General features: G+C 39.9%; 21 protein-coding genes. 5 read left to right on the top strand and 16 right to left on the bottom strand.

The window, feature by feature from the left end; genetic code table 11:
- The first annotated feature begins 104 nt into the window (after positions 1-104).
- Entirely contained in the window at positions 105-1142 is a 1038-nt protein-coding gene (locus H561_RS0114495; RefSeq protein WP_027387674.1) for a quinone-dependent dihydroorotate dehydrogenase, read from the top strand.
- Between the two features lie 82 nt (positions 1143-1224).
- Here H561_RS0114495 and H561_RS0114490 read toward each other — a convergent pair whose 3' ends face one another.
- The gene (locus H561_RS0114490) at positions 1225-2106 is read right to left on the bottom strand and encodes a hypothetical protein (protein WP_027387673.1); all 882 of its coding nucleotides are present in this window, start codon (positions 2104-2106) and stop codon (positions 1225-1227) included.
- A gap of 21 nt (positions 2107-2127) precedes the next feature.
- Positions 2128-3372 (bottom strand): DUF445 domain-containing protein, encoded by a 1245-nt coding sequence (locus H561_RS0114485; protein WP_027387672.1) that lies wholly within the window; start codon positions 3370-3372, stop codon positions 2128-2130.
- 232 nt (positions 3373-3604) lie between these two features.
- Between H561_RS0114485 and msrB the strand changes: the two genes are divergently transcribed.
- The 3 genes from msrB to H561_RS22545 all read left to right on the top strand — a co-directional run bounded on the left by msrB (position 3605) and on the right by H561_RS22545 (position 5621).
- On the top strand, positions 3605-4048 hold the full coding sequence (msrB, locus tag H561_RS0114480) for a peptide-methionine (R)-S-oxide reductase MsrB (protein WP_027387671.1): 444 nt from the start codon (positions 3605-3607) through the stop codon (positions 4046-4048).
- A gap of 128 nt (positions 4049-4176) precedes the next feature.
- Positions 4177-4932 carry a murein L,D-transpeptidase catalytic domain family protein gene (locus tag H561_RS0114475; protein ID WP_027387670.1) on the top strand — a complete coding sequence of 252 codons (756 nt, stop codon included), beginning with the start codon at positions 4177-4179 and terminating at the stop codon, positions 4930-4932.
- Between the two features lie 260 nt (positions 4933-5192).
- Positions 5193-5621: a cupin domain-containing protein gene (locus H561_RS22545; protein WP_051349398.1), complete on the top strand. Its 429-nt coding sequence runs from the start codon at positions 5193-5195 to the stop codon at positions 5619-5621.
- Between the two features lie 73 nt (positions 5622-5694).
- Here H561_RS22545 and fabF read toward each other — a convergent pair whose 3' ends face one another.
- The 10 genes from fabF to H561_RS0114420 form a co-directional block, all read right to left on the bottom strand.
- Positions 5695-6936 carry a beta-ketoacyl-ACP synthase II gene (gene fabF, locus H561_RS0114465; protein WP_027387669.1) on the bottom strand — a complete coding sequence of 414 codons (1242 nt, stop codon included), beginning with the start codon at positions 6934-6936 and terminating at the stop codon, positions 5695-5697.
- The gene (locus tag H561_RS0114460; protein WP_027387668.1) at positions 6937-7362 is read right to left on the bottom strand and encodes a PaaI family thioesterase; all 426 of its coding nucleotides are present in this window, start codon (positions 7360-7362) and stop codon (positions 6937-6939) included.
- A 2-nt stretch (positions 7363-7364) separates the two neighbouring features.
- Positions 7365-8633, bottom strand: a complete 1269-nt coding sequence (locus H561_RS0114455; RefSeq protein WP_027387667.1) for an acetyl-CoA C-acetyltransferase — start codon at positions 8631-8633, stop codon at positions 7365-7367.
- A 10-nt stretch (positions 8634-8643) separates the two neighbouring features.
- On the bottom strand, positions 8644-9249 hold the full coding sequence (locus H561_RS0114450) for a TetR/AcrR family transcriptional regulator (protein WP_027387666.1): 606 nt from the start codon (positions 9247-9249) through the stop codon (positions 8644-8646).
- A 183-nt stretch (positions 9250-9432) separates the two neighbouring features.
- Positions 9433-9852, bottom strand: coding sequence for an OsmC family protein (locus H561_RS0114445; RefSeq protein ID WP_027387665.1), 420 nt, complete (start codon positions 9850-9852; stop codon positions 9433-9435).
- Positions 9853-10176: 324 nt separating this feature from the next.
- A complete protein-coding gene (locus H561_RS0114440) occupies positions 10177-12843 on the bottom strand; it encodes a TonB-dependent receptor domain-containing protein (protein ID WP_027387664.1) in 2667 nt (888 codons plus the stop codon).
- A 67-nt stretch (positions 12844-12910) separates the two neighbouring features.
- Positions 12911-13282 carry a hypothetical protein gene (locus H561_RS0114435; RefSeq protein ID WP_228372275.1) on the bottom strand — a complete coding sequence of 124 codons (372 nt, stop codon included), beginning with the start codon at positions 13280-13282 and terminating at the stop codon, positions 12911-12913.
- 19 nt (positions 13283-13301) lie between these two features.
- Complete coding sequence (locus tag H561_RS0114430; protein WP_027387662.1) at positions 13302-13952, bottom strand: hypothetical protein; 651 nt, start codon at positions 13950-13952, stop codon at positions 13302-13304.
- A 126-nt stretch (positions 13953-14078) separates the two neighbouring features.
- Complete coding sequence (locus tag H561_RS0114425) at positions 14079-14765, bottom strand: response regulator transcription factor (protein WP_027387661.1); 687 nt, start codon at positions 14763-14765, stop codon at positions 14079-14081.
- 106 nt (positions 14766-14871) lie between these two features.
- Positions 14872-16419 carry a sensor histidine kinase gene (locus H561_RS0114420; protein ID WP_027387660.1) on the bottom strand — a complete coding sequence of 516 codons (1548 nt, stop codon included), beginning with the start codon at positions 16417-16419 and terminating at the stop codon, positions 14872-14874.
- Between the two features lie 202 nt (positions 16420-16621).
- On the opposite strand from H561_RS0114420, the gene H561_RS0114415 reads away from it, so the two are divergent.
- Positions 16622-17113 carry an SRPBCC family protein gene (locus tag H561_RS0114415; RefSeq protein ID WP_027387659.1) on the top strand — a complete coding sequence of 164 codons (492 nt, stop codon included), beginning with the start codon at positions 16622-16624 and terminating at the stop codon, positions 17111-17113.
- A 49-nt stretch (positions 17114-17162) separates the two neighbouring features.
- Here H561_RS0114415 and H561_RS0114410 read toward each other — a convergent pair whose 3' ends face one another.
- The 4 genes from H561_RS0114410 to H561_RS0114395 form a co-directional block, all read right to left on the bottom strand.
- Positions 17163-17507, bottom strand: a complete 345-nt coding sequence (locus H561_RS0114410; RefSeq protein ID WP_027387658.1) for a hypothetical protein — start codon at positions 17505-17507, stop codon at positions 17163-17165.
- Positions 17500-19551, bottom strand: a complete 2052-nt coding sequence (locus H561_RS0114405) for a S9 family peptidase (RefSeq protein ID WP_027387657.1) — start codon at positions 19549-19551, stop codon at positions 17500-17502. The genes H561_RS0114410 and H561_RS0114405 overlap by 8 nt, the downstream gene beginning before the upstream one ends.
- 167 nt (positions 19552-19718) lie before the next feature.
- Positions 19719-20459, bottom strand: coding sequence for a uroporphyrinogen-III synthase (locus tag H561_RS0114400; protein WP_034762357.1), 741 nt, complete (start codon positions 20457-20459; stop codon positions 19719-19721).
- Between the two features lie 11 nt (positions 20460-20470).
- A complete protein-coding gene (locus H561_RS0114395; protein ID WP_228372278.1) occupies positions 20471-21070 on the bottom strand; it encodes a DUF4271 domain-containing protein in 600 nt (199 codons plus the stop codon).
- Positions 21071-21093: the final 23 nt, after the last annotated feature.

The raw sequence follows: 21093 nt of genomic DNA, 5'->3' as shown, positions 1-21093 counted from the left end.
CCATTTCAAGAAGCAATTCATTGGTTTTTCATTCATGTAAATAAATATCATACATCAGGAAACCATTAATTTTAAAATGAGTATTTTTGTAAAACTTTTTTTCAATGTACAAATCGCTTATCCGTCCGGTCCTTTTCAAATTTGATCCCGAAGAAGTTCACCACTTTACCTTTTCGATGCTTAAGAATTTCGGTTTTATTACCCGATTGTTTTTACCGAAACCCATAGAAGACAAGCGGCTGGAAAGAGAAGTTTTCGGACTGAAGTTTAAAAATCCGGTAGGCCTGGCCGCAGGATTTGATAAAAATGCAGTCTTATTTAATGAACTGGCTGATCTTGGATTCGGATTCGTGGAAATCGGAACGGTTACCCCGAAACCACAGGCCGGAAATCCCAAGAAAAGACTGTTCCGGCTGATTGAAGACGGCGGAATCATCAACCGGATGGGATTCAATAATGACGGTCTGCAGACTGCCATTGAAAAGCTGAAAGGCAATAAAGGGAAAATCATCATCGGCGGAAACATCGGAAAAAATACAGACACCGGTCCCGAAAATTATACGCAGGATTACCTGCTGTGTTTTGAAGGACTTCATCCTTATGTAGATTATTTTGTGCTGAATGTAAGCTGCCCGAACGTGGGTAGCCATGCCAAGCTGGAAGATGTGGAGTATCTGAGGGAGCTGATTACGGCCGTGCAGGAAATTAACCAGACCAAAACGGTTCAGAAGCCGGTTTTATTAAAAATTGCTCCGGATTTAAATCACCGCCAGCTGGATGAAATTGTTGACCTGATTGCTGAAACAAAAATTGACGGGGTCATCGTTTCAAACACATCGGTTAACCGGGAAGGCTTAAAAACATCTCCTGAAGCCCTCGCACAGATCGGTAACGGCGGGTTAAGCGGAAAGCCGATTCGTGAAAGGAGCACTCAAATGATTCAATATCTTTCGGACAAAAGCAATAGGGCATTCCCTATTATCGGCGTAGGCGGAATTCATTCAGCCAAAGATGCCATGGAAAAACTGGATGCCGGCGCCAGCCTGGTTCAGCTGTACACCGGTTTTATCTATGAAGGCCCGGAACTGATCAATGATATCAATAAGGAACTTTTAAAAAGATCCGGCCGGTTGCCAGGGTAAATCATTACTGAACTTTAGGAATATAATCCTCAAAAAAATGGATATGACCAGGCATTACCATCGTAATATTATCTGTAGATTACTATTTCGATTTTGTCACCGAAGCATTTTTTACATCTACCGTTAGTGTATAGCCAGCAGATGTTGATGTCTTCTGGATCTTGAAATTCAGGATTTTAGAATCCTTATTTCTTGCCATCTTGGTATCTTCTATATTTTCCAGGCAGCTTTCCGTAAGGTATTCGTCAAAATTTTTATAGTTCCAGTCTTTGGTAAAGTATAAGACCCGGTAGCCCTTTTCTCCGTCACCCGCCCCGCACATTCCGCAGTAATTGAAATTTGAAACTTCTTCAAAGTACAGTAAAACCCTGTTTCCTGAATGATCTGACGCGTAGGAAATCAATTTGTTGCCTCCGGCTTTATTGATGATATCATACGTATTGATCTTTTTGTTGCCGGGAAGGATAAGGTAATTATTGAAACGGTAGATCCTGCTGTCTTTCGTTAGTAACCTGGCCGTCAGATTTTTATTTCCCGTGCTGAAAGTTCCCGAAACATCTTTATCGGCATCCTGTTCCGGGAAAATGAATGTTTCTTTAGGCTTCAGGCTTTCTGCAACATTATCTGTCTGGTTAACGGTTTTTTCGGCAATTTTTTCTTTAAAAAGTTTTGAATTTTTCTTTTGCTGGTCCCCGAAATTATACAGGTAAATCTCTCCCAGGCTGTAAATTCCGGTCAATGGGATTTTCTTCCTGTACTTATCATAATAATACCATCCGTCTACAAAATGCTGATACTGATGACAGTCTGTAATTCCGCTGTAATCCAGCTGCATAGTGATGGGAACGCCGTTGATCTCCCCTTTAAAAACCTGAGATGAATCGGTAACTTCCTTAAGCTCGACTTTTTGACAGAAAAAGAAAGCCTGGCTTAAACAAAAGAGCAAAGTGAAGATTTTTTTCATGGTTGTTTCAGTGATTTGATTTTAAATAAAAAAGTGAGAAATCGTATAAATAATAAGTCCGACCAGCCCGCCGACCAAGGTTCCGTTGACCCGGATGAACTGCAGGTCTTTTCCGACTTCCAGTTCCAGTTTTTCGCTGAGCTCTTTTCCCTGCCAGTTGCCTACCGTAGAGCTGATGAGGTTCCCGAACTGATGCGTGTTCTTTAAAATATACTTATAGGCGGTGACGCGGACCCAGTTGTCAATCTTGTGCTGGAGGCTTTCATTGGTTTTTAAATTCTCTGAAAACTCATCCAGGTTTTTTGAAAGGTATTTCTTTAATGAAGAATCCTCCTGCTGAAGTTCTTCCGTTAATGTTTTCTTGATGGAGATCCAGATGTCATTGGAATATTCATTTAATTTATCAGCTTTTAAAAGGTCGTTTTTAATGTTTCTAAATTCCTGGTCCCATTTCGAATCTTCTTTTAAATCTGTGGAGAATTCATAAATCTTTCCGGTGATGAGGTTCCTGAGTTCATGATCGGGGTCTTCTTCAATTTCCCCGAAAAAATCGGCAAGGCCGCCGGCAATCTTATCGGCAATCTTATGTTCGACAAAAGAAGGAATAAAAGTGTAACTGCCTTTTTTCACACGGTCTTTGATCATTTCATCATTCTCGGTAATATAATTCTTAATCTGTGAAGACAGGCTGGTAATGATTCTCTGGTGGTCGTTCTTTTCCAGGATATAATGGATTCCGTTTCCGACAATGGCGTTAAGTTTAATATCATCCGTCATTTCAGATACTTTTTTGCTGATGAACAGGCTTACGGCAGCATCGTCCAGCTTATTCAGGATATCGAGGACAATATCAGAAAGGTTTTTCATCAGAACTTCCTGGTTTTTTTCTTTTCCTAGCCATTCGCCGACAAAATTTGAGATTTTCAGCTTCTGGATATACGGGCGGATATTCTGAGGGGAAAGAAAATTGCTTACCACGAAACCGCCCAGGTTATCACCAAGCTGCTGCTTGCTGCTTTCTATCAGGTTGGTATGCGGGATCGGCAGGCCCAGCGGATGCCGGAACAATGCGGTTACCGCAAACCAGTCTGCCAGGGCACCAACCATGGCGGCTTCAGAAAAGGCCCGGACATAGCCGATCCAGTGCGAGTTGTTATCCTTCTGCAGAATGGTTGTAATAATAAATAAAATGGCCATCAGAAGGAATAATCCCGTGGCAAAGGCTTTATATTTTCTTAACTGTTTTTTTTTGGCTTCATCATTCATATCGTCAGTATACCACAATGGGTAATAAATTTATATTATACAATTATCCGTCATAATCGTTTATTCATCCGGTCTGGATCCGGAAGTAAACCCGCAGGATTTTGAAAATCAAAAAATTATTGCCCTGCTGACTCACGGTTTTAAACAGATCACTTAAAAATAATTAAAATTAAAGACTTTGGAGCTATTATGGTTTGATTTTAGCTGATAAAAAATTCATTAAGCAAACCTCATGGAAAACGAAGCAAAAAATAATCCATATTATTCCCGGACAGATCACACGAAACTGGATGTTTCCAACGAAGAATGGAAAAAAATATTGGCTCCTGAATTATATGCCATCTCAAGAGAAGCGGCAACTGAACGTCCGTTTACCGGAAAATATAATGAGTTTGATGAGTTGGGGGAATATTACTGTGCCGTCTGCGGAAACCATTTGTTCCGGTCAGATTCAAAATTTTCAAGCAGCTGCGGATGGCCGAGTTTTTTTGAAGCAGATAAAGAAGGCGTATATTATAAGAGAGATACGGCATACGGAATGGAGCGGGTAGAGGTACTCTGTAAAAGATGTGACTCTCATCTCGGCCATGTTTTTGATGACGGCCCGAAGCCTACGGGAATGCGGTATTGTATGAATTCCGTCAGTCTGGAATTTGTTTCTGATACACATGAATAATGAGTTTTAAATCACAAAATCAGTAAGTTAAAGTTTCTTAAATAGCGTTAAATTTTTTAGAGTTATATGGCGTTCACCGTTATGTTTTATACATTTGCAGACTGAAATGTATTTAACATAATATTTTAATGAAAGGAATTTATAGCTTATTAGGTATTGTCTACATGGTAACGACTTCATTTTATCTGTCTCCTAAAAAGGGAAATGAAGCCAATGAAAACAATACAAAAAAGATTGAAAAATTAACCGGCATGAAGTCTGAAAAGGCAGCAGGTACAGGATCTTCATCAGAAGCATTGTATAAATCCATTACGTTTGAAGAAGGGCACGAACTTAACGAAGAAGTTTTCTTTAAAGCCTTAACAGGTTTTGAAAATTTGAAGAAAGCTGGTTTGCTTAATCAGGATGCTCATTTATTAACGGTATGTGATTTTTCCATGTCTTCCAATACGAAGAGACTTTGGGTGATTGACACGGAAGAGAAAAAGGTATTATTCAATTCACTGGTAGCCCACGGGAAAAACACAGGTGAAGAATTTGCAACCAATTTTTCGAATACCAACAGTTCGCTTCAGAGCAGCTTAGGGTTTTACATCACGGATGCTACGTATAACGGCGACAACGGATATTCTCTGAAATTGCTGGGAATGGATAAAGGTTTTAATGATGCCGCTTACAAAAGGGCAATTGTGATGCACGGAGCAGATTACGTAAGTGAGGATTTTGCTGCAGTGCACAAGAGAATCGGGAGAAGCTGGGGTTGTCCTGCGGTTCCGAGAGATCTTACCCAGCCGATCATTAATACCATAAAAGGAAGAAACTGCCTTTTTATTTATTACCCTGATCAGAATTACCTGTCAAAATCAGAATGGTTAAAAGCATAGTAAAAATGCATAAGAAAATAAAAGCAGCCGGTTTGTTCAGGCTGCTTTTTTGTTTTCACAATTACACACTGAAATTCAACGGGTCAATTTATAAAGGTCACAGCTTTTAAAAATGTGGTAAGCAACAGATCTTTAAAGGTGCCTGCATGATAATCCGGATATAAACCATATTGGAAATGGAAGTTTATGTACTATAAATGATGAATAAAAAACCTAATTAAAGGTACATGTCTTGGTGTAATACTTGCAGAACAGATGCTATGGACATACAGATTAAACAAAATAATCATACGAACACCGATACAGAAGACACATCAGGATTTATTCCTGCAATCCGGTTGATCAATACGCCTGACGGCTCATGTACTTTTGAAAAAGGAAAAATCCCTACCTTAAAGCACATGAATACAACGGCATTTTGGCTCAGTAATACAACGGAAGCGTGGGAAAAAGATGAGCATCCCGCTCCACGAAGGCAGTATGTGGTTACTTTAAAAGGAAATATACGGTTTAAAGTAATGGATGGGTCTACATTTATGATTGAGCCGGGAATTATTCTTCTGGCGGAAGACCTTGAGGGAAAAGGGCACAGCTGGGATATGGCTGAAGGCACAGTATGGGAGCGGCTGTATATCCCGATAACAGACGGTGCGGATGATTTTTTTATTCCGGATCAGGATCCTGATTAATTCAACTATAAATATTTTCATAAACTACATAAAAAGCATTCATTTAGACTGCTTTTTATGTATTATATTTTGCTTACTTGAATTTCTTAAAGACCAGTGTTGCGTTATGTCCACCGAAACCAAATGCATTGCTTAAAGCATACTGTATGTTTTTTTCTTTAGCTTCTCCGAAAACAATGTTCAGGTCTTTCGGGATATTTTCATCAATGTTATGAAGGTTGATCGTTGGGGGAATAATTCCGTTTTCAATGGCTTTGATCGAAAGAATGGCTTCGGCGGCTCCGGCGGCTCCGAGCAGGTGGCCCGTCATTGATTTTGTGGCACTGATGTCCAAACCTTTGCTTCCTTTAAATAACTTGTTGATCCCGTTGAGCTCAACCAGGTCTCCCATTGGGGTAGAAGTCGCATGTGGGTTGATATAATCAATATCCTCTGTATTGATTCCCGCTTCATCAAGTGCCAGCTGCATTGCCTTGATGGCTCCGATTCCATCCGGATGCGGTGCTGTCATATGATATGCATCGGCCGTCATGGCTGCTCCAACCAATTCCGCATAGATTCTTGCTCCTCTTGCTTTGGCGTGCTCATATTCCTCAAGAATCAGAGACCCGGCACCTTCTCCCATAACAAAGCCGTCCCGGTCTGCATCATAAGGCCGGCTTGCAGTAGCAAAATCATCATTTCTTGTAGACATTGCTTTCATAATAGAAAAACCGCCGACTGAAGCCGGGGTAACTGCTGCTTCAGAACCGCCGCTGACAATTACTTTCGCTTTCCCTAATCTGATATAATTAAAAGCATCCATGATCGCTGTGTTTCCGGTGGCACAGGCAGAAATAGTGGTATAATTAATTCCCTGAAGACCGAATTTCATAGAGATCATTCCGGAGGCCATATTGGCAATAAACTTAGGGACGAAAAACGGATTAAATCTCGGGGTGCCGTCTCCTTTTGTGAACTCCACCACTTCACTTTCAAAAGTCCACATGCCGCCCTGTCCGGTTCCCCAGATGACTCCTGTATCGAACGGATCCATATTTTCCAGTTCAAGCCCGGAATCTTTAAGGGCTTCCGCGGTAGAGTACATGGCATATTGCGAAAATAAATCGCTCCGTTTGATTTCATTATGCGTCAGATGAACTTTCGGATCAAAATTTTTAACTTCACATGCAAAATGCACTTTAAATTTTTCGGTATCAAAATGGGTGATTCTGTTGGCTCCGCTCACACCGTTGACGCTGTTCCGCCAGAATTCTTCAACATTGTTTCCCAAAGGCGTCACCGCGCCCAGCCCCGTAATAACTACTCTTTTCATTTAACTGTTGGTTTTGAATAAATTAGAGGTTCCTCTTGCAATTAATCTTGTTTTATCTGCATTCCAGATTTCACACTGTGCATTGATGAACTGCTTTCCTCTTTTAATGATTTTCGTTTCGGCTACAATATTATCATTTTCTTTGGCACCTGAAAAATAATCGATGCTGTTATTTACCGTAACGATAAAGGTTTTTTCGTTAAGGGAAAACATGGTTGCGCCGATAACGTCGTCGATAATGGCTGCTGTAACACCGCCATGAAGGTTTCCCATCGGGTTCAGCCATTCTGTTCTTACCGTATACTGAAATTCTATCCTGCCTTCTTCCGCAGAGATGACGATAGGATTCAGCCACCTCATAAAAGGAGAAGGCGATTCGGTAAATTCTTTCCCGACAAAGGACTGCAATACCTGTAATTTATCCATATTTATTTTTCTAAAATCATTGTTACCCCTTGTCCGCGCGCTGCACAAATGGATATAAATCCTTTTCCGCTTCCTTTGTCATTCAGTAATTTGGCTAAAGTCCCTATAATTCTTGCGCCTGTTGCGGCAAATGGATGCGCTGCGGCAAGGCTTCCCCCTTTTACATTCAGCTTATTCCGATCAATTTTCCCTAATGCTTTTTCCAATCCGAATTTTCTAGCCAGATCATCATTTTCCCAGATTTTTAAGGTGGCTAAAACCTGTGCCGCAAAAGCTTCATGAATTTCATAATAATCAAAATCTTCCAGGTTCATGCCTGCTTTTTTCAGCATTCTGTCGGCAGCGAAAACAGGAGCTAATAATAAATTCTGTCTGTTTTCAACATATTCAATTCCTGCCACTTCTGAAAATGTAATGTATGCTAAAACCGGGAGGTTATTTGCTTTTGCCCATTCTTCACTCGCCAGTAAAACCGCGGAGGCTCCGTCCGTAAAAGGCGTCGAATTTCCGGCTGTTAACGTTCCGTTTTGTTTATCGAAGGCCGGTTTTAACGAAGCTAATTTTTCCAGGCTTGTATCACGGCGAAGATTGTTGTCTTTATCTAAACCAAACGCCGGCGTAATCATATCTTCAAAAAATCCTTCATCATAAGCTTTCGCCATATTCTGATGGCTTTTAAAAGCCAGGTGATCCTGATCTTCACGGGAAATCTGATAGTATTTTGCCGTAATTTCTGTGTGCCCACCCATTACCAAACCTGTTTTTGGCTCCTGTCCTTTGTACGGAACCGGCATCCAGTCTTTCAGTTTTGGATGTAAGAGCTGCTTGATTTTTCCGAAGGCGGATTTTTCCTTATTGGCTTTTAATAAAGCTTTTCTTAATCTTAATGAAGATTCAAAAGGAATGTTGCTCATGGCTTCAACACCGCAGGCAATTCCGCTTTCGATTTGTCCCAGAGCAATTTTGTTTCCGATATAGATTGCTGCTTCAATTCCTGTGTCACAGGCCTGTTGCAGATCACAGGCAGGGGTTGCAGGATCCAGCGAAGTATTCATGACGGATTCTCGGATGAGGTTGCTTTCGGAAATATGTTTGATGACCGCACCTCCGGCCACTTCGCCCAACAGTTTTCCTTTAAGGTTATAGTTGTCAATTAATCCATTTAGGGCAGAAACCAGTAAGTCCTGATTCCCATGGTCTGCATACGCTGTATTGATTCTGGCAAACGGAATTCTGTTGTATCCTATAATTGCTACTTTTTTTGTTTCCATATGGTAAAGTTTATGATGGAATAATGTTTAATTCTTTGTCAATAATATTGAGGATTTTATCTAAAGCCCGGTTTAAAAACTTCTTGTTTCCGGTAGTTTTGGATAATAAAATTCCACCCTCAATCAACATAATGAAGAGTGATGCATATTCTTCAGCATCAGCTTTTTTATTGATTTCCCCGTTTTTTTGCCCATCTGAGATAACGTTAGAAACTTTAGAAATCCATTCCTCAAAAGATTTTGTAACCTGCTTTTTCAAATCGGGAAAAGTGTCATCGGCTTCCGTTGCTGCATTCATCAAAGGGCAACCGCCATTTTCAAACACTGTTTTCCAGTTTTTGCGGTAGAAAGTGACAAAAGCTTTTAATTTCTCAATGGTATCAGGAAATTCTTCACCAAGCGATTGAGACATATTTTTTCCAAGCCATCCTGAATTGTATTTGTAGGCTTCAAGAGCAACTTCATCTTTATTTTCAAAATTTCCGTAGATACTCCCTTTCGTCAGTCCCGTGGCTTCTGTGATGTCAGAAAGAGAGGTGGAAGTATATCCTTTGGTATTGAATAAAGCTGCTGTTTTCTCGATAATGAATTGTCTGGTCTTTTCCGCTTTTGACATTTTTCTATGGGAATATTTTACAAATATACAAAAATATACCAATCGGTATATTTTATTTTAAAATTAAATCTGAGGTATTCAATATCTCAGATTTAATTATTATTCATCTTCCGTTTTATCAATCCGGATAAATAATTCAGATTCTTACGGAATAACAGGGATAATTTTATTTTCCAGTTTAAATTACTGAGCCAAAGTAGCTTCTAATGTAATTTCAAAATTGAAAGCTGCACTTACAGGACATCCTTCTTCAGCGATCTTCGCATATTTCTGGAATTCTTCTTCAGAAATTCCGGGAACTTTTGCGGTTAATGTCAATTCGGATTTTGTGATTTTGCCGATACCCGGATCCAGTGTGATAACTGATTTTGTAGTCAATTCTTCAGGCGTGAAACCGGCCTGGGAAAGTTCTGCGCTCAGTTTCATCGTGAAGCATCCGGCGTGGGCCGCTGCCAGCAATTCTTCAGGATTGGTTCCTACACCTTCTTCAAAACGGCTGCTGAAAGAATACTGAGTCTGATTCAGGGTAGTGCTTTGGGTGGTTAAATGACCTTTTCCTTCTTTTACGGTACCGTTCCAAACGGCTGTTGCGTTACGTTTCATAATGTTTTGTATTTAATTATTTAATGTTGTTCTGTTTTGATGACACAAATGTATGGCAGATATTGTTCCAAATCATTAGATAAAAATCGCTAAATATTGTACTTTTTTCCCGGGATATACCTTTTCTGAAATCTGTGGTTTATGCTTCCGGTTTTAGCCGTGAAAATGAGTAGACTTCAAAAATAAGCTTGTGACAAGGATCTGCTTTAGTATAAAGATACGAAAAAGCATGGGTCCGAACACATTAAATATTGGAGCCATGCCTATCATGTTAAGTTCAGATAACTGATGTTTAAATCTTTAAGTCTGTTGCGGTTAATTGGATTAAAAATTTACGTCAAAACCAACATAAACATTAGCTTTCATAACCGGGGCATACACCATGCCGCCGTCAAAATAATTTCCGAAAGGATTTTTAACATCGACAATTGCATTTTTCTGATAATAAGAAGTCAGATTTTCCCCGCCTACATACATTCTGATTTTTTTATTGAAATTTCTGGAAATCTGTGCATTCAGGACAGCATAGGATTCTGAATATGCCGGCAGCTGAAATGCTTCAGGACTGGTTGACGTATCAGGGAGCCTTTGTTTCCCAATCCAGTTTAAAGTCGTATCAAAACTCCAGAATCCGCCTTTATTGTTTTTATCAGTTGCATAAGCGAGATTCACAAAGCCTCTGTTTTTCGCCATAAACGGGATTGCCCGCCTTCCGTCCAGATAATCTGCCTGCACATCATAATATTTATAGGCCAGCCTTACTTCAAAGTTTTTAAAAGGCATAAAATCCCACTGGGTCTGAAAAGAGTGGGCGAAAGATTTTCCGTCCAGATTATAAAATACCAGTTGCTGCGGCGAACGGTCCAGGTCTGCGATGACCTGATCCTGAAAATCTGTCCTGAAAAAGTCGGCGATAACCGTGGATTTTCTTCCGAATATTTTAAACTCTTGCTGCAGGCTGGCTCCGTAATTCCAGGCAACTTCCGGTTTTAAGCCATAAATATTTCCGCCATTCTGTAAAATCTGAATATTTCTATTAGAGGCAAAGTACTGCTGGCTTTCCGCAAAAACATTGGCCGTTCTGAATCCCCTTCCAGCAGAAAGCCTCAGGATTGTCTGGGGAGTGATGTCATATTTGAAATTTACCCTTGGTGTGAACTGTGTCCCTGCCAGATTGTGGAAATCCACTCTTGCACCTGCCACTAAAGTGTATTTCAGTCCGGTGAGTGTATATTCTGCAAAAGCTCCGGGAACGATTTCATTTCTTTTAAAATGATCCGTCAGATACATTTCATCATATCCGTCATACATAAAACTGGCTCCCGCTTTATACTTGTGATTGGTATTCCCGAGAATGCTCTCGAAAATCAGGTTGGAATAATAAGTGTGCTGCTTCCCGGAATAATCCCTCAGCCCGAAAAAGCTGTCCTGCTGATGAAAAGTATACTGGTTCATCCAGCCTAAGCTCTGGTAAGGCTTTCCTTTGAAAACATAACCGGTCTTATTCCAAGCCTGAAACCTGGAAATATTAATCCCGACACCATAAAGTGGCTGTTTATCCTGTGAAATGGTTTTGTCAAAACCGGTCTGTCCGGAAGTTCTTTCGTCTTTAATAAAATTGATTCCGAAATGCGAACCGAATCCTGAATGTTCCAGATCATTATAATTCAGCAGATAAGCCGCATTGATCTGTGTCCCTTTCGGCCGGTCGAGAAAACCGTCATCATTCATATCCGTATTACCGAACGTTCCGTTTCCGTGCAGCAGGAAGGTCTGGGACCATTGGTCATTGATTTTTGAAACACTGGTAATGTTGGCTTCAGCCCTGCCATTGAAATCAGCAAAAAGGTTCAGGGAGGTCTCAGGTTTTTCAGCGTTTTTCAGCAGTTCGGTATTGATCTGGCCGGTGATGCTTTCATAACCGTTGGTCACCGTGCTTCCGCCTTTTGTCAGCTGAATGCTTTCAATCCACCTTCCTGGAATAAAGTTTAATCCGTAAGCCGATGCAAGGCCTCTGATTTCGGGCAATAATTCTTTTGTTAAACTCGTGTATTTCTGGTCTAAACCTAACATTTTCAATTGCTTGGTGCCTGTTACCGCATTGCTGAAGGAAACATCAACCGTGGCATTCGTTTCAAAACTTTCTGATAAATTACAGCAGGCTGCTTTTAAAAGTTCTTTCCGGTCGATATTGAAAACCATACCGGCTTCTTTTTTATTTAAAGAAGTAGCGGCTTTTGAGCCTGTTACGGTCACGCCTTCGATATCTTTTCCTTGGTTTTCCACTGAGGTATGGTCTGCATGCCCTGAATCGGCAGCTTCTTCAAGATGTACTTTCGGATTGGGTTCTCCAAAAGCGATTTCCCTGTCATACAGGCAGCAGGAAGGTAAATTTTTATAGGTTGTATCGCTGGATGTGTACTTTTCATTATCATGCCCTGCCTCTGCAATTTTTTTCAGGATTTTATCTGAAGAGGTCTTTGCCGGATCAAAAGCTAAGGTAACTGACTGTTTTTCCGCATCCCACTCGGCAGTATCTGCACCGGCATTTCGGGCGGCCTTCTCAATTCTTGCCTTGCAGGATTCACAGTTTCCTTTTACATAAAATTCATTCTCTTTTTTTGAATGATGCTCATGTGCGTTTGCGGTTACCGATTGCGGGGCTCTGTTATAGTGACAGCATCCCGGAAGGGCTTCATACGCCGGATCCGGTGCCTTGAATTTTTCATTGTCATGGCCGGCTTCAGACACTTTTTTAAGGATATCATCAGTAGAAATGCTGTTTTCTGTTTCAAGTGTTAATGTTTGTGAATCAACAGAATATGATGCATGTCTGGCTCCTGCTTTTAGGGCTGTGATCTCAATCCTGGCTTTGCACATATCACAGTTTCCTTTTACTTTAAACTGGCTTTTGGAAAGGTTTTGGGCAAATATAGTTTGTGCAGACAGTAAGAATATACCAAGAATAATCCTGGAAATATATAATTTCATTTTGTTTAAAATTTAGATTAATAAAAACTGTTCATTAAGGTATAATGAACCATAATGTTTGTTTGAATTAACCTATTTTAGGCGGTTGCCAGATTTCTTTTAAACGGCCTGAAAGATAAGGATCAGCGTACTGATCATGTAAATTTTTGTTGGCTTTATAGTAGGATATTTCCAGCTGCAGGCTTCTGGAAAACGGAGCTTCAATAAAAGTGAAGCAAAATACACAGACAGAGCAGCAGGTATCATTATTACAGGAAGACGGCTTCTGATCTTTCTGCTGGCTTTTTGAATGTTCTTTTTGATGGTCATTCTTGCAGCAGTCTGTTCCGGAGTTCTCCTTACAGCAGATTTCCTGAATATTCTGAGCATAGAAATTGTCTTTGGGAATCAAAAAAATCCCCAAACAGAAAACAATAGCTATGATCTGAAATAATTTCACTGCTGCAAAAATACGGAATTTATGGCAAAGCTTCACCAACTTTTACAGCACAATTATGCCAGGGCTCCCCGTGAGCCGGGTTTAATGCCGGCTTTTCCCCTGTAGGCGCCGGTGTGGATGCCGGAGGCATATTCTGTGCTACGGTCTGTGCGTGTTGAGCTGCTGCCGGTGCCGGTTTGCTGTTCAGAGGCTGGCCTACCGGGATATCACATCGGTGGCCAGGTTCTCCGTGCGGAGGATTCATTCCTTTTGCCGTTTTCACGGTGGCTGCTTTGCCACTATTATCCACTGTAAATTTTCCGGGCTGTAAGGAATTAGGATCGATCTGTATCGTCTGGCCCTGATTGGCGTTTACAGCGGCATTCTGAGCTCCCTGGTATGTATTTTGTGCCGGAGCAGAACTCAAAGGTTGTCCGACAGGGATGTCACATCTGTGGCCCGGCTGGCCGTGAGGCGGATTCATTCCCGGTGCCGTTACTGCAGCGGCAGCTGAATTCTGTACGCTCTGTATACCTGCCTGATCCAGAAGAGATGTTTTAGAGGTGTTGTTCACTGCTACGGCCGGCTGCTGAACACTGGCTTCTTCTGTTAAATATGTTGCTCTTTCATCTTTTTTGCAGGAGATTGTTGCTATAGATAAGGCGATTAAACCTAAAAGGGTATTCTTCATATAAAACAAAATTAGCAAAACATTTTCAATTGCTTTGCTAATTTTATATTTATCATGACAATGTGCCTTATATTCTTATTTTCAGATCTTTTGTTTCTATGTAATCAGAATAAATGGTCTCCGATATTAATTCTTCACCAAAAGCCTGAATCCTTCTCCGTGAACATTGATGATTTCAAGGCCTTCATCGTCTTTCAGTAATTTACGGAGTTTGGCAATATATACATCCATACTTCTTGCCGTGAAATAATTCTCTTTCTTCCAAATTTTTCTTAATGCTAAATCTCTCGGCATAAAGTCGTTTCTGTGGATGCATAGCAGTTTTAGAAGTTCATTTTCTTTAGGAGAAAGTTTATATTCGTTATCTCCAACCCTCAGCTGTCTCAGCATGGAATCAAAGAAAATATTGCTGATCTTGAACTGTTCCTGCTCTTCATTTTCCAGTGTGGAACTTCTCTGAAGGATCGCTTTGATTTTATATAAAAGCAACTCGGTATCAAACGGTTTGGTGATGTAGTCGTCAGCTCCCAGCTGGTAGCCTTTTAATATATCTTCACGCATATTTCTTGCCGTAAGAAAAATGATCGGGGTATTTTTGTCGATTTTTTTAACATCTTCGGCTAACGAGAAGCCGTCTTTTTTAGGCATCATGACATCGAAAATACAGATATCGAACTCATTCTCCGTAAATTCCTTTAATCCCTGTTCTCCGTCTACAGCGAGCGTCACTTCGAAATTATTGATGGATAAATAATCTTTCAGTACTGCACCGAAACTCTGGTCGTCTTCTACTAATAATATTCTGTTGCTCATAATTTATTCGTTAAAAATTAATAATTAGAATGAACGGGTCACTCTTTTTCTTCTCTATTTGTTTATTTGGTTGCTGTTGTATAATCGTTTTTATGCTAATGCCAAGTTAACTCATCGGCAGTTTTATCGTAAACGTACTTCCCTGTTCTTTTTGGGAATCTACAATGATCAGCCCTTTATGAAGCTCTACGATCTTTTTTACATAAGAAAGGCCTAATCCCTGTCCTTTCACATTATGGATATTCCCGGCTTCTTCCCTGAAGAATTTTTCAAAAATCTTGGTCTTGTTCTGGGTTTCCATCCCCATTCCTTTATCGGAAATTTCAATCACGTACCAATGTCCTTCATTACTTGTTTTTATGGAAATTTCAGGAGCTTCCGGGGAATATTTATTAGCATTGTCAAGCAGGTTCACCAACATATTGGAAATATGGAACTCATCGATTTTAAAGATATAATTCGTGGCGTTGAATTCCTGTTTGAGGGTTCCGTTTCTTTGCTGGATAATCAGGTTGAAAGATTCTGTGGTCCTTCTGATCAGCTCTCTCACGTTGGCTTCTTTCAAAAACAGCCGGACTTCGTTCCTTTCAAGCTTAGACATATTCAGAACGTTTTCCACCTGCTTCTTCATTCTTAAATTTTCCTGTTTGATCAGTTCGGAATAGTATTTAACCTTATCTGGGTTGGTGGCAATCTTATCATTCGCTAATGAGTCGGTTGCCACGGAAATCGTAGCCAACGGAGTTTTGAACTCGTGAGACATATTATTGATAAAATCCGTTTTTACTTCCGCAAGCTTTTTCTGCCTCATCATATAATTAATGGAGATAATATAAATGCCCAGAATCGTCAGCAGTGAGAGGAAGGTTCCCAGAAGCATCGGCCAGTTGTTCATAGCGAGTGAATATTCCTTTTTCGGGAAAACCAGCGCCAGTGTATAGAGCGTTCTTTCTTTGGAATCGGTAAAAAGGGGATAACTGTAGGTACTGTTGTCTTTTTTATCTTTATACAGCTTATTTACCACGCTGGTCAGTTTATTGCTTTTATCGGTAATTCCATATCCGAATGTTGCTGAAATTCCTCTGATCCTTAACTCTTTTGTAATCACGGAGTCCAGGATTTTTTCATCCACCCTTTTGGTGATGGGTAAATTATTGCCGTTAACCTTCACAAATTCCTTCATTGCATAATCGCCGTTTTCAATGTCTCGGTTAAGGTCAGCGGTAAGGAGCTCCCTGCTGGTTGTATCCCTTTTGATCTTATAGGCCGCTTCATCAGAATACAAGGTGGTCAGTTTTAAGGAATCTCCTTTCTGGGAAAGCGGAAGCTGGTTTCTTTCGATAATATTTTTTGAATAGACAATCTGGCGCTGCGTACCGGAGTCTGTAACCTGCTGAATGGCTGTTAAAGATGGCTGGCTGCTGCTGGCAAGAATATTATTCCTGAAATTTTTATTATCAGTATTAAGGTACTTGTCCACTTCAACTTCACCTATAATTTTTGAAGTATTTTCCAAAGCGGAATAAACTTTGGAGGAAAAGTCCTGATCCAAAGCTTCGTAATACCGTTTCAGCCAATAAAACTGCAGTGTTACGAATACAATCAGGGAAATTGTCATAAACACCGAGATTATCGGAATGAATTTATTATTCATGTAGTGTTTTTTATAATTTTTTAAGAAAGATAATGTTAAAATTAATCATTTTATGACTTGCTAAACAAAAAATGAAGCATAAAATTGTATGATTTTTCTTAAAAGAATGTTTTTTAACATTTATTTATTAAACTTTTAGTTATCTTTAATAGAGAAATTTTTCAATCCCGGAGAAGAAATCATCACCCAATAAATAATCAATATGAAATCTGATCTTATTTTCAAAAAAGATTTTAATGCAAACAGTATATATGTCATGGCTATATATCATCCTGATGTATCCAAAGTATGGAATTATTTTACCCAACCGGCTCTGCTGGACCAGTGGTGGGCTCCTAAACCCTGGAGATGTGAAACCGTAGCCCAGGATTTCAATGCAGACGGAGTCTGGCAGTACGCTATGCTGGGGCCGCACGGAGAAAAACATAATGCCCGGATGAAATATGGTGAGATCACTGAACACCGCAGTTTTGATGCCACCGATGCTTTCTGCGATGAAAGCGGAAATCTGGATGAAAATTTCCCCGAGGTAAAATGGCTGGTCGGCTTTACGGGGGTAGAAGAGGGCACTAAAATAACGGTTAATATTCACTTCCGGTCTGAAGAAGAAATGAAAAAGATTGTTGACATGGGATTTGAGGAAGGATTTACAACTGCTCTGAAACAATTAAAAGAACTTTTAACAGGCAGCTAAGCAATAAAAAACCGGAAAGTATAATATTATCTCTTTCCGGTTTTGTTTTTTAGATCAGTTCTTCATCCTGAAAATACTGGATGATGGCTTTTTTCATCAGAATCTGCTGTTCATTGGGCCTGAGTTCAGGGAGTTTTTCCTTCTCTTCAAAATGAGGGTATCCGTCATCGTCATAATGTGAGAATTTATAATATCCGAACGGTTCCAGCAATCTGCAGACTGCAATATGAAGTAAATTGACTTTATCGTCTTTTGTGTATTTCTGCTGTCCGCTGCCCAGTTCCTGTAATCCGATCAGAAATAAATAGGTTTCAATCGGAGCATCTTTTTCAGTATCAAAATTTTCAATAAAAAACTGTTGTATTTTTTGCCAGTATTCTGCGTCGTTAGTCATCTTTTCTGCTTTCTAATTTTAATAAAAACGCATATTCCAGTGCATCTTCCTTTAATGATTCAAATCTTCCGCTTGCCCCGCCATGTCCGGCGCTCATGTCTGTTTTAAAAACCATAATATTGTCATCCGTTTTCAGTTCTCTCAGTTTTGCGGTCCATTTTGCGGGTTCCCAATACTGGACCTGGGAGTCATGAAGTCCGGTGGTGATTAGGATATTCGGATAGCTCTTGGCTTCTATATTGTCATAAGGCGAATACGATTTCATATACTGATAATATTCTTCATCATTCGGGTTTCCCCATTCATCATATTCCCCGGTGGTCAGAGGGATGGTTTCATCCAGCATGGTAGTAACCACATCTACGAAAGGCACCTGTGCCACGATACCGTTGAATAAAGAAGGTTCATAATTCATTACGGCGCCTACCAGCAATCCTCCCGCGCTCCCGCCCATCGCGTAAAGGTGTTTTGAAGAAGTGTAGTTTTCCTGGATCAGATATTTCCCGGCATCAATAAAATCAAAGAATGTATTTTTCTTAAACAGCATTTTTCCGTCTTCGTACCACTCCCTGCCTAAATATTCCCCGCCTCTGATGTGGGCAATGGCATAAATGAATCCTCTGTCCAAAATTGACAGCCTCACATTAGAGAAGCTTGCATCTACCGTATGCCCGTAACTTCCATAACCGTATAGAAGTAGCGGCGTATCTGCCGATTTTTTGGTGTCTTTATGATATATCAGCGAAATCGGGATTCTTGCCTCACCGTCTCTGGATTCTGCCCATATCCTTTCGGAAACATAATTTTCCGGAAAGAATGTTCCGCCTAAAACTTCCTGCTGTTTCAGGAGCTGGGTGGTTTTTTCCTTCATATTATATTCGTAGGTAGAACTTGGCTGCGTCAGTGAGGTATATCCGTAACGTAGAATTTCTGTGTCAAATTCCAGGTTAACCCCGATATAAGCGGTATAGGTAGGATCTGAAAATGGCAGGTAATACGATTCCTGGGTTTTCTCATCGATAATTTTTATCTGCAATAAGCCTTCTTCCCGTTCTTCCAGCACCAGGTAATTTTTAAAAATCTCAAAACCTTCCAATAATACTTCAGGCCGGTGAGGAATGACGTCTACCCAGTTTTCCATCCCGCAGTTGTTGATTTTAGTCTTTACGATCTTAAAATTAAAGGCATCATCCGCATTCGTTATAATATAAAATTCATCTTCATAATGCTCCACCGAGTATTCAAGGTCATCAATTCTCGGCTGAATAATTGTCCAGTCTGCAAAAACATTATCAGAAGGGATAAAACGGTGCTCATCAGAAATGGTACTTGAACTTGCCATGAAAATGTATTCCATTGATTTCGTTTTGAAAACATTTACATCAAAAGTATCATCCTCTTCATGGAAGATCAGGATGTCTTCAGAAGTATCAGTCCCGAGTCTGTGCCTGTATACCTGGAACGCGCGCAGGCTTTCATCTTTTCTGATGTAGAAGACATGTTCATTGTCATTGGCCCAGACTGCCTTCCCGGTCGTATTTTCAATTTTATCAGGAAGTATTTCTCCGGTTCGTAAATTTTTAAAATTAATGCTGTAGATTCTCCGGCTTACATTGTCTGATGAGAAAGAAGCCAGTTCATTATTGGGAGCAACCGCTACGCTTCCCACTTCAAAATAGCTTTCGCCTTCTGCCAATACGTTGACATCGAGAATGATTTCTTCTTCATTTTCTAAACTCTGGTGCTTTCTGCAGAATATAGGGTATTCTTTTCCTTCTTCATACCGTACGATGTACCAATATCCATTAAAGAAATAAGGCAAAGACTCATCATCTTTCTTATAGCGGGCTTTCATTTCTTCGAAGAGCTCTTCCTGAAAAGATTCTGTATCTTTCATGATGAAATCCGTATAGGCATTTTCCTCTTCCAGATATTTAATGACGTCGGGATTCTCTCTTTCATTGAGCCAGAAATAAGGGTCAACTCTTTTATCACCATGTATTTCCAGTACTTTTTCTATTTTTTTTGCTTGTGGAGCTTTCATCTGAATTTAGATTTTTTATGATGACCGGGCTGAACGTCTTTATAAACACTTGATCTTATCGAAGCTTTTTGTGACGTTTCATTCCATATTAATTTCTGGCCAAATTTAATTAAAAAAAAGCCATCTTTCCTGTAGAAAAGACGGCTGTTATATATTTTATATTAGAACTACTTATGAAGTGCCTTAATATATTTTTCCAGTGCCATGGTCATGGATGGGGTTTCTTTTGTAGGAGCCATCAGATTCACTTTTAAACCTGCATCTTCTGCTGCGGCTAAAGTTGTCGTTCCGAATACCCCGATTTTTGTTTCTTCCTGTTTGAATTCCGGGAAATTCTGCTGTAATGATTTAATACCTTGAGGGCTGAAGAAAATCAGCATGTCATAATCCTTAACGTTGATATCCGTCAGGTCACTGCAAACTGTTCTGTACATGATCGCCCTTTTCCAGTCTACATTGGAAGCTTCCATAGTTTTTACAATATCCGGACTTAAAACATCCGAAGATGGCAGCAGGTATTTTTCACCCGGGAACTTTTTAAAAAGAGGCAGCAGGTCTGAGAAATTCTTTTCCCCAAAGCTGATCTTTCTTTTTCTGTACACAATGTGTTTCTGAAGATAATTGGCAATAGCTTCAGACTGACAGATATACCGCATCGTATCAGGCACTGCAAAACGCAGCTCTTCAGCTAACCTGAAATAATGGTCTATCGCATTCTTACTCGTGAAAATAATCCCGGTATATTGCGTAAGATCAATTTTTTGTGTTCTAAGTTCTTTGTTATCAGCCCCTTCAACATGGATGAAAGGACGGAAATCAATCTTTATTTTTTCCTTCTTTGCAATATCCAGATACGGAGATGACTCGCTAGGGACTGGTTGAGATACCAAAATAGACTTTATTCTCATCATTGACTTTATTAAAAAAATAATAATTTCCAAAGCAGCAAAAGAGGTGCTATTTGGAGGGTGCAAATATACAAAAATTTATAATACCATTTTTCAGGTAGTATGTTGTTCCTGTGAAATAAATAGAAAAAAACCTTGAAAATGAACACGAAAGAAAAGAATATTATATAATATAAAAACATTTTATCTCTGTCAATGGGGAAATAATAGTGGGTTACACATAGAATGAGTAGCAAAAATGACAGGATAAAATAAAATTTAGTAGAGGTAAAGTAAAAAATAGTCCATTTTTTTCCGTCACCGATACTTTGGAAAAATAAAAATCCAAGTCCAGATTTTATGAGATAAAAAAGCATGACGGCAAGCAAACAGAACCCGAATTTGTTCAGCTGATACCCCAGAATCTGTAGGTCGGCCACATATTTAGGGACTGTAGGAATGTATTGTGAGATTAAAACCGACAGCATAAGAAAGATAATGCAGGAGGTAATTACCCAGCTCGGAAGGTTGTTACTGGCGTCAAAATATTTTTGAAGCAGGAAGTCTTTCAGGTTGGCTTCTCTTTCTACGATGTTCATCATAAAAAGATAAAGAAAGATACAGCCCAGCAATATAAAGATGACCCAGTCGTTAT

This window comes from Chryseobacterium gregarium DSM 19109, from assembly GCF_000430845.1.
Taxonomy (GTDB): Bacteria; Bacteroidota; Bacteroidia; order Flavobacteriales; family Weeksellaceae; genus Chryseobacterium; species Chryseobacterium gregarium.
Note: the sequence above shows the minus strand (reverse complement) of the source record. Positions and strands in the feature narration are given on the sequence as shown.

What these genes read in the sequence shown, in the direction of transcription:
- H561_RS0114410 (WP_027387658.1), bottom strand. Translation starts at nt 17,507, where the DNA reads ATGACTAACGACGCAGAATACTGGCAAAAAATACAACAGTTTTTTATT.
- msrB (WP_027387671.1), top strand. Translation starts at nt 3,605, where the DNA reads ATGGAAAACGAAGCAAAAAATAATCCATATTATTCCCGGACAGATCAC.
- H561_RS0114455 (WP_027387667.1), bottom strand. Translation starts at nt 8,633, where the DNA reads ATGGAAACAAAAAAAGTAGCAATTATAGGATACAACAGAATTCCGTTT.
- H561_RS0114490 (WP_027387673.1), bottom strand. Translation starts at nt 2,106, where the DNA reads ATGAAAAAAATCTTCACTTTGCTCTTTTGTTTAAGCCAGGCTTTCTTT.
- H561_RS0114440 (WP_027387664.1), bottom strand. Translation starts at nt 12,843, where the DNA reads ATGAAATTATATATTTCCAGGATTATTCTTGGTATATTCTTACTGTCT.
- H561_RS0114405 (WP_027387657.1), bottom strand. Translation starts at nt 19,551, where the DNA reads ATGAAAGCTCCACAAGCAAAAAAAATAGAAAAAGTACTGGAAATACAT.
- H561_RS0114445 (WP_027387665.1), bottom strand. Translation starts at nt 9,852, where the DNA reads ATGAAACGTAACGCAACAGCCGTTTGGAACGGTACCGTAAAAGAAGGA.
- H561_RS0114425 (WP_027387661.1), bottom strand. Translation starts at nt 14,765, where the DNA reads ATGAGCAACAGAATATTATTAGTAGAAGACGACCAGAGTTTCGGTGCA.
- H561_RS0114450 (WP_027387666.1), bottom strand. Translation starts at nt 9,249, where the DNA reads ATGTCAAAAGCGGAAAAGACCAGACAATTCATTATCGAGAAAACAGCA.
- H561_RS0114485 (WP_027387672.1), bottom strand. Translation starts at nt 3,372, where the DNA reads ATGAATGATGAAGCCAAAAAAAAACAGTTAAGAAAATATAAAGCCTTT.
- H561_RS0114415 (WP_027387659.1), top strand. Translation starts at nt 16,622, where the DNA reads ATGAAATCTGATCTTATTTTCAAAAAAGATTTTAATGCAAACAGTATA.
- H561_RS0114430 (WP_027387662.1), bottom strand. Translation starts at nt 13,952, where the DNA reads ATGAAGAATACCCTTTTAGGTTTAATCGCCTTATCTATAGCAACAATC.
- H561_RS0114495 (WP_027387674.1), top strand. Translation starts at nt 105, where the DNA reads ATGTACAAATCGCTTATCCGTCCGGTCCTTTTCAAATTTGATCCCGAA.
- H561_RS0114420 (WP_027387660.1), bottom strand. Translation starts at nt 16,419, where the DNA reads ATGAATAATAAATTCATTCCGATAATCTCGGTGTTTATGACAATTTCC.
- H561_RS0114475 (WP_027387670.1), top strand. Translation starts at nt 4,177, where the DNA reads ATGAAAGGAATTTATAGCTTATTAGGTATTGTCTACATGGTAACGACT.
- H561_RS0114460 (WP_027387668.1), bottom strand. Translation starts at nt 7,362, where the DNA reads ATGGATAAATTACAGGTATTGCAGTCCTTTGTCGGGAAAGAATTTACC.
- fabF (WP_027387669.1), bottom strand. Translation starts at nt 6,936, where the DNA reads ATGAAAAGAGTAGTTATTACGGGGCTGGGCGCGGTGACGCCTTTGGGA.
- H561_RS0114400 (WP_034762357.1), bottom strand. Translation starts at nt 20,459, where the DNA reads ATGAGAATAAAGTCTATTTTGGTATCTCAACCAGTCCCTAGCGAGTCA.
- H561_RS22545 (WP_051349398.1), top strand. Translation starts at nt 5,193, where the DNA reads ATGGACATACAGATTAAACAAAATAATCATACGAACACCGATACAGAA.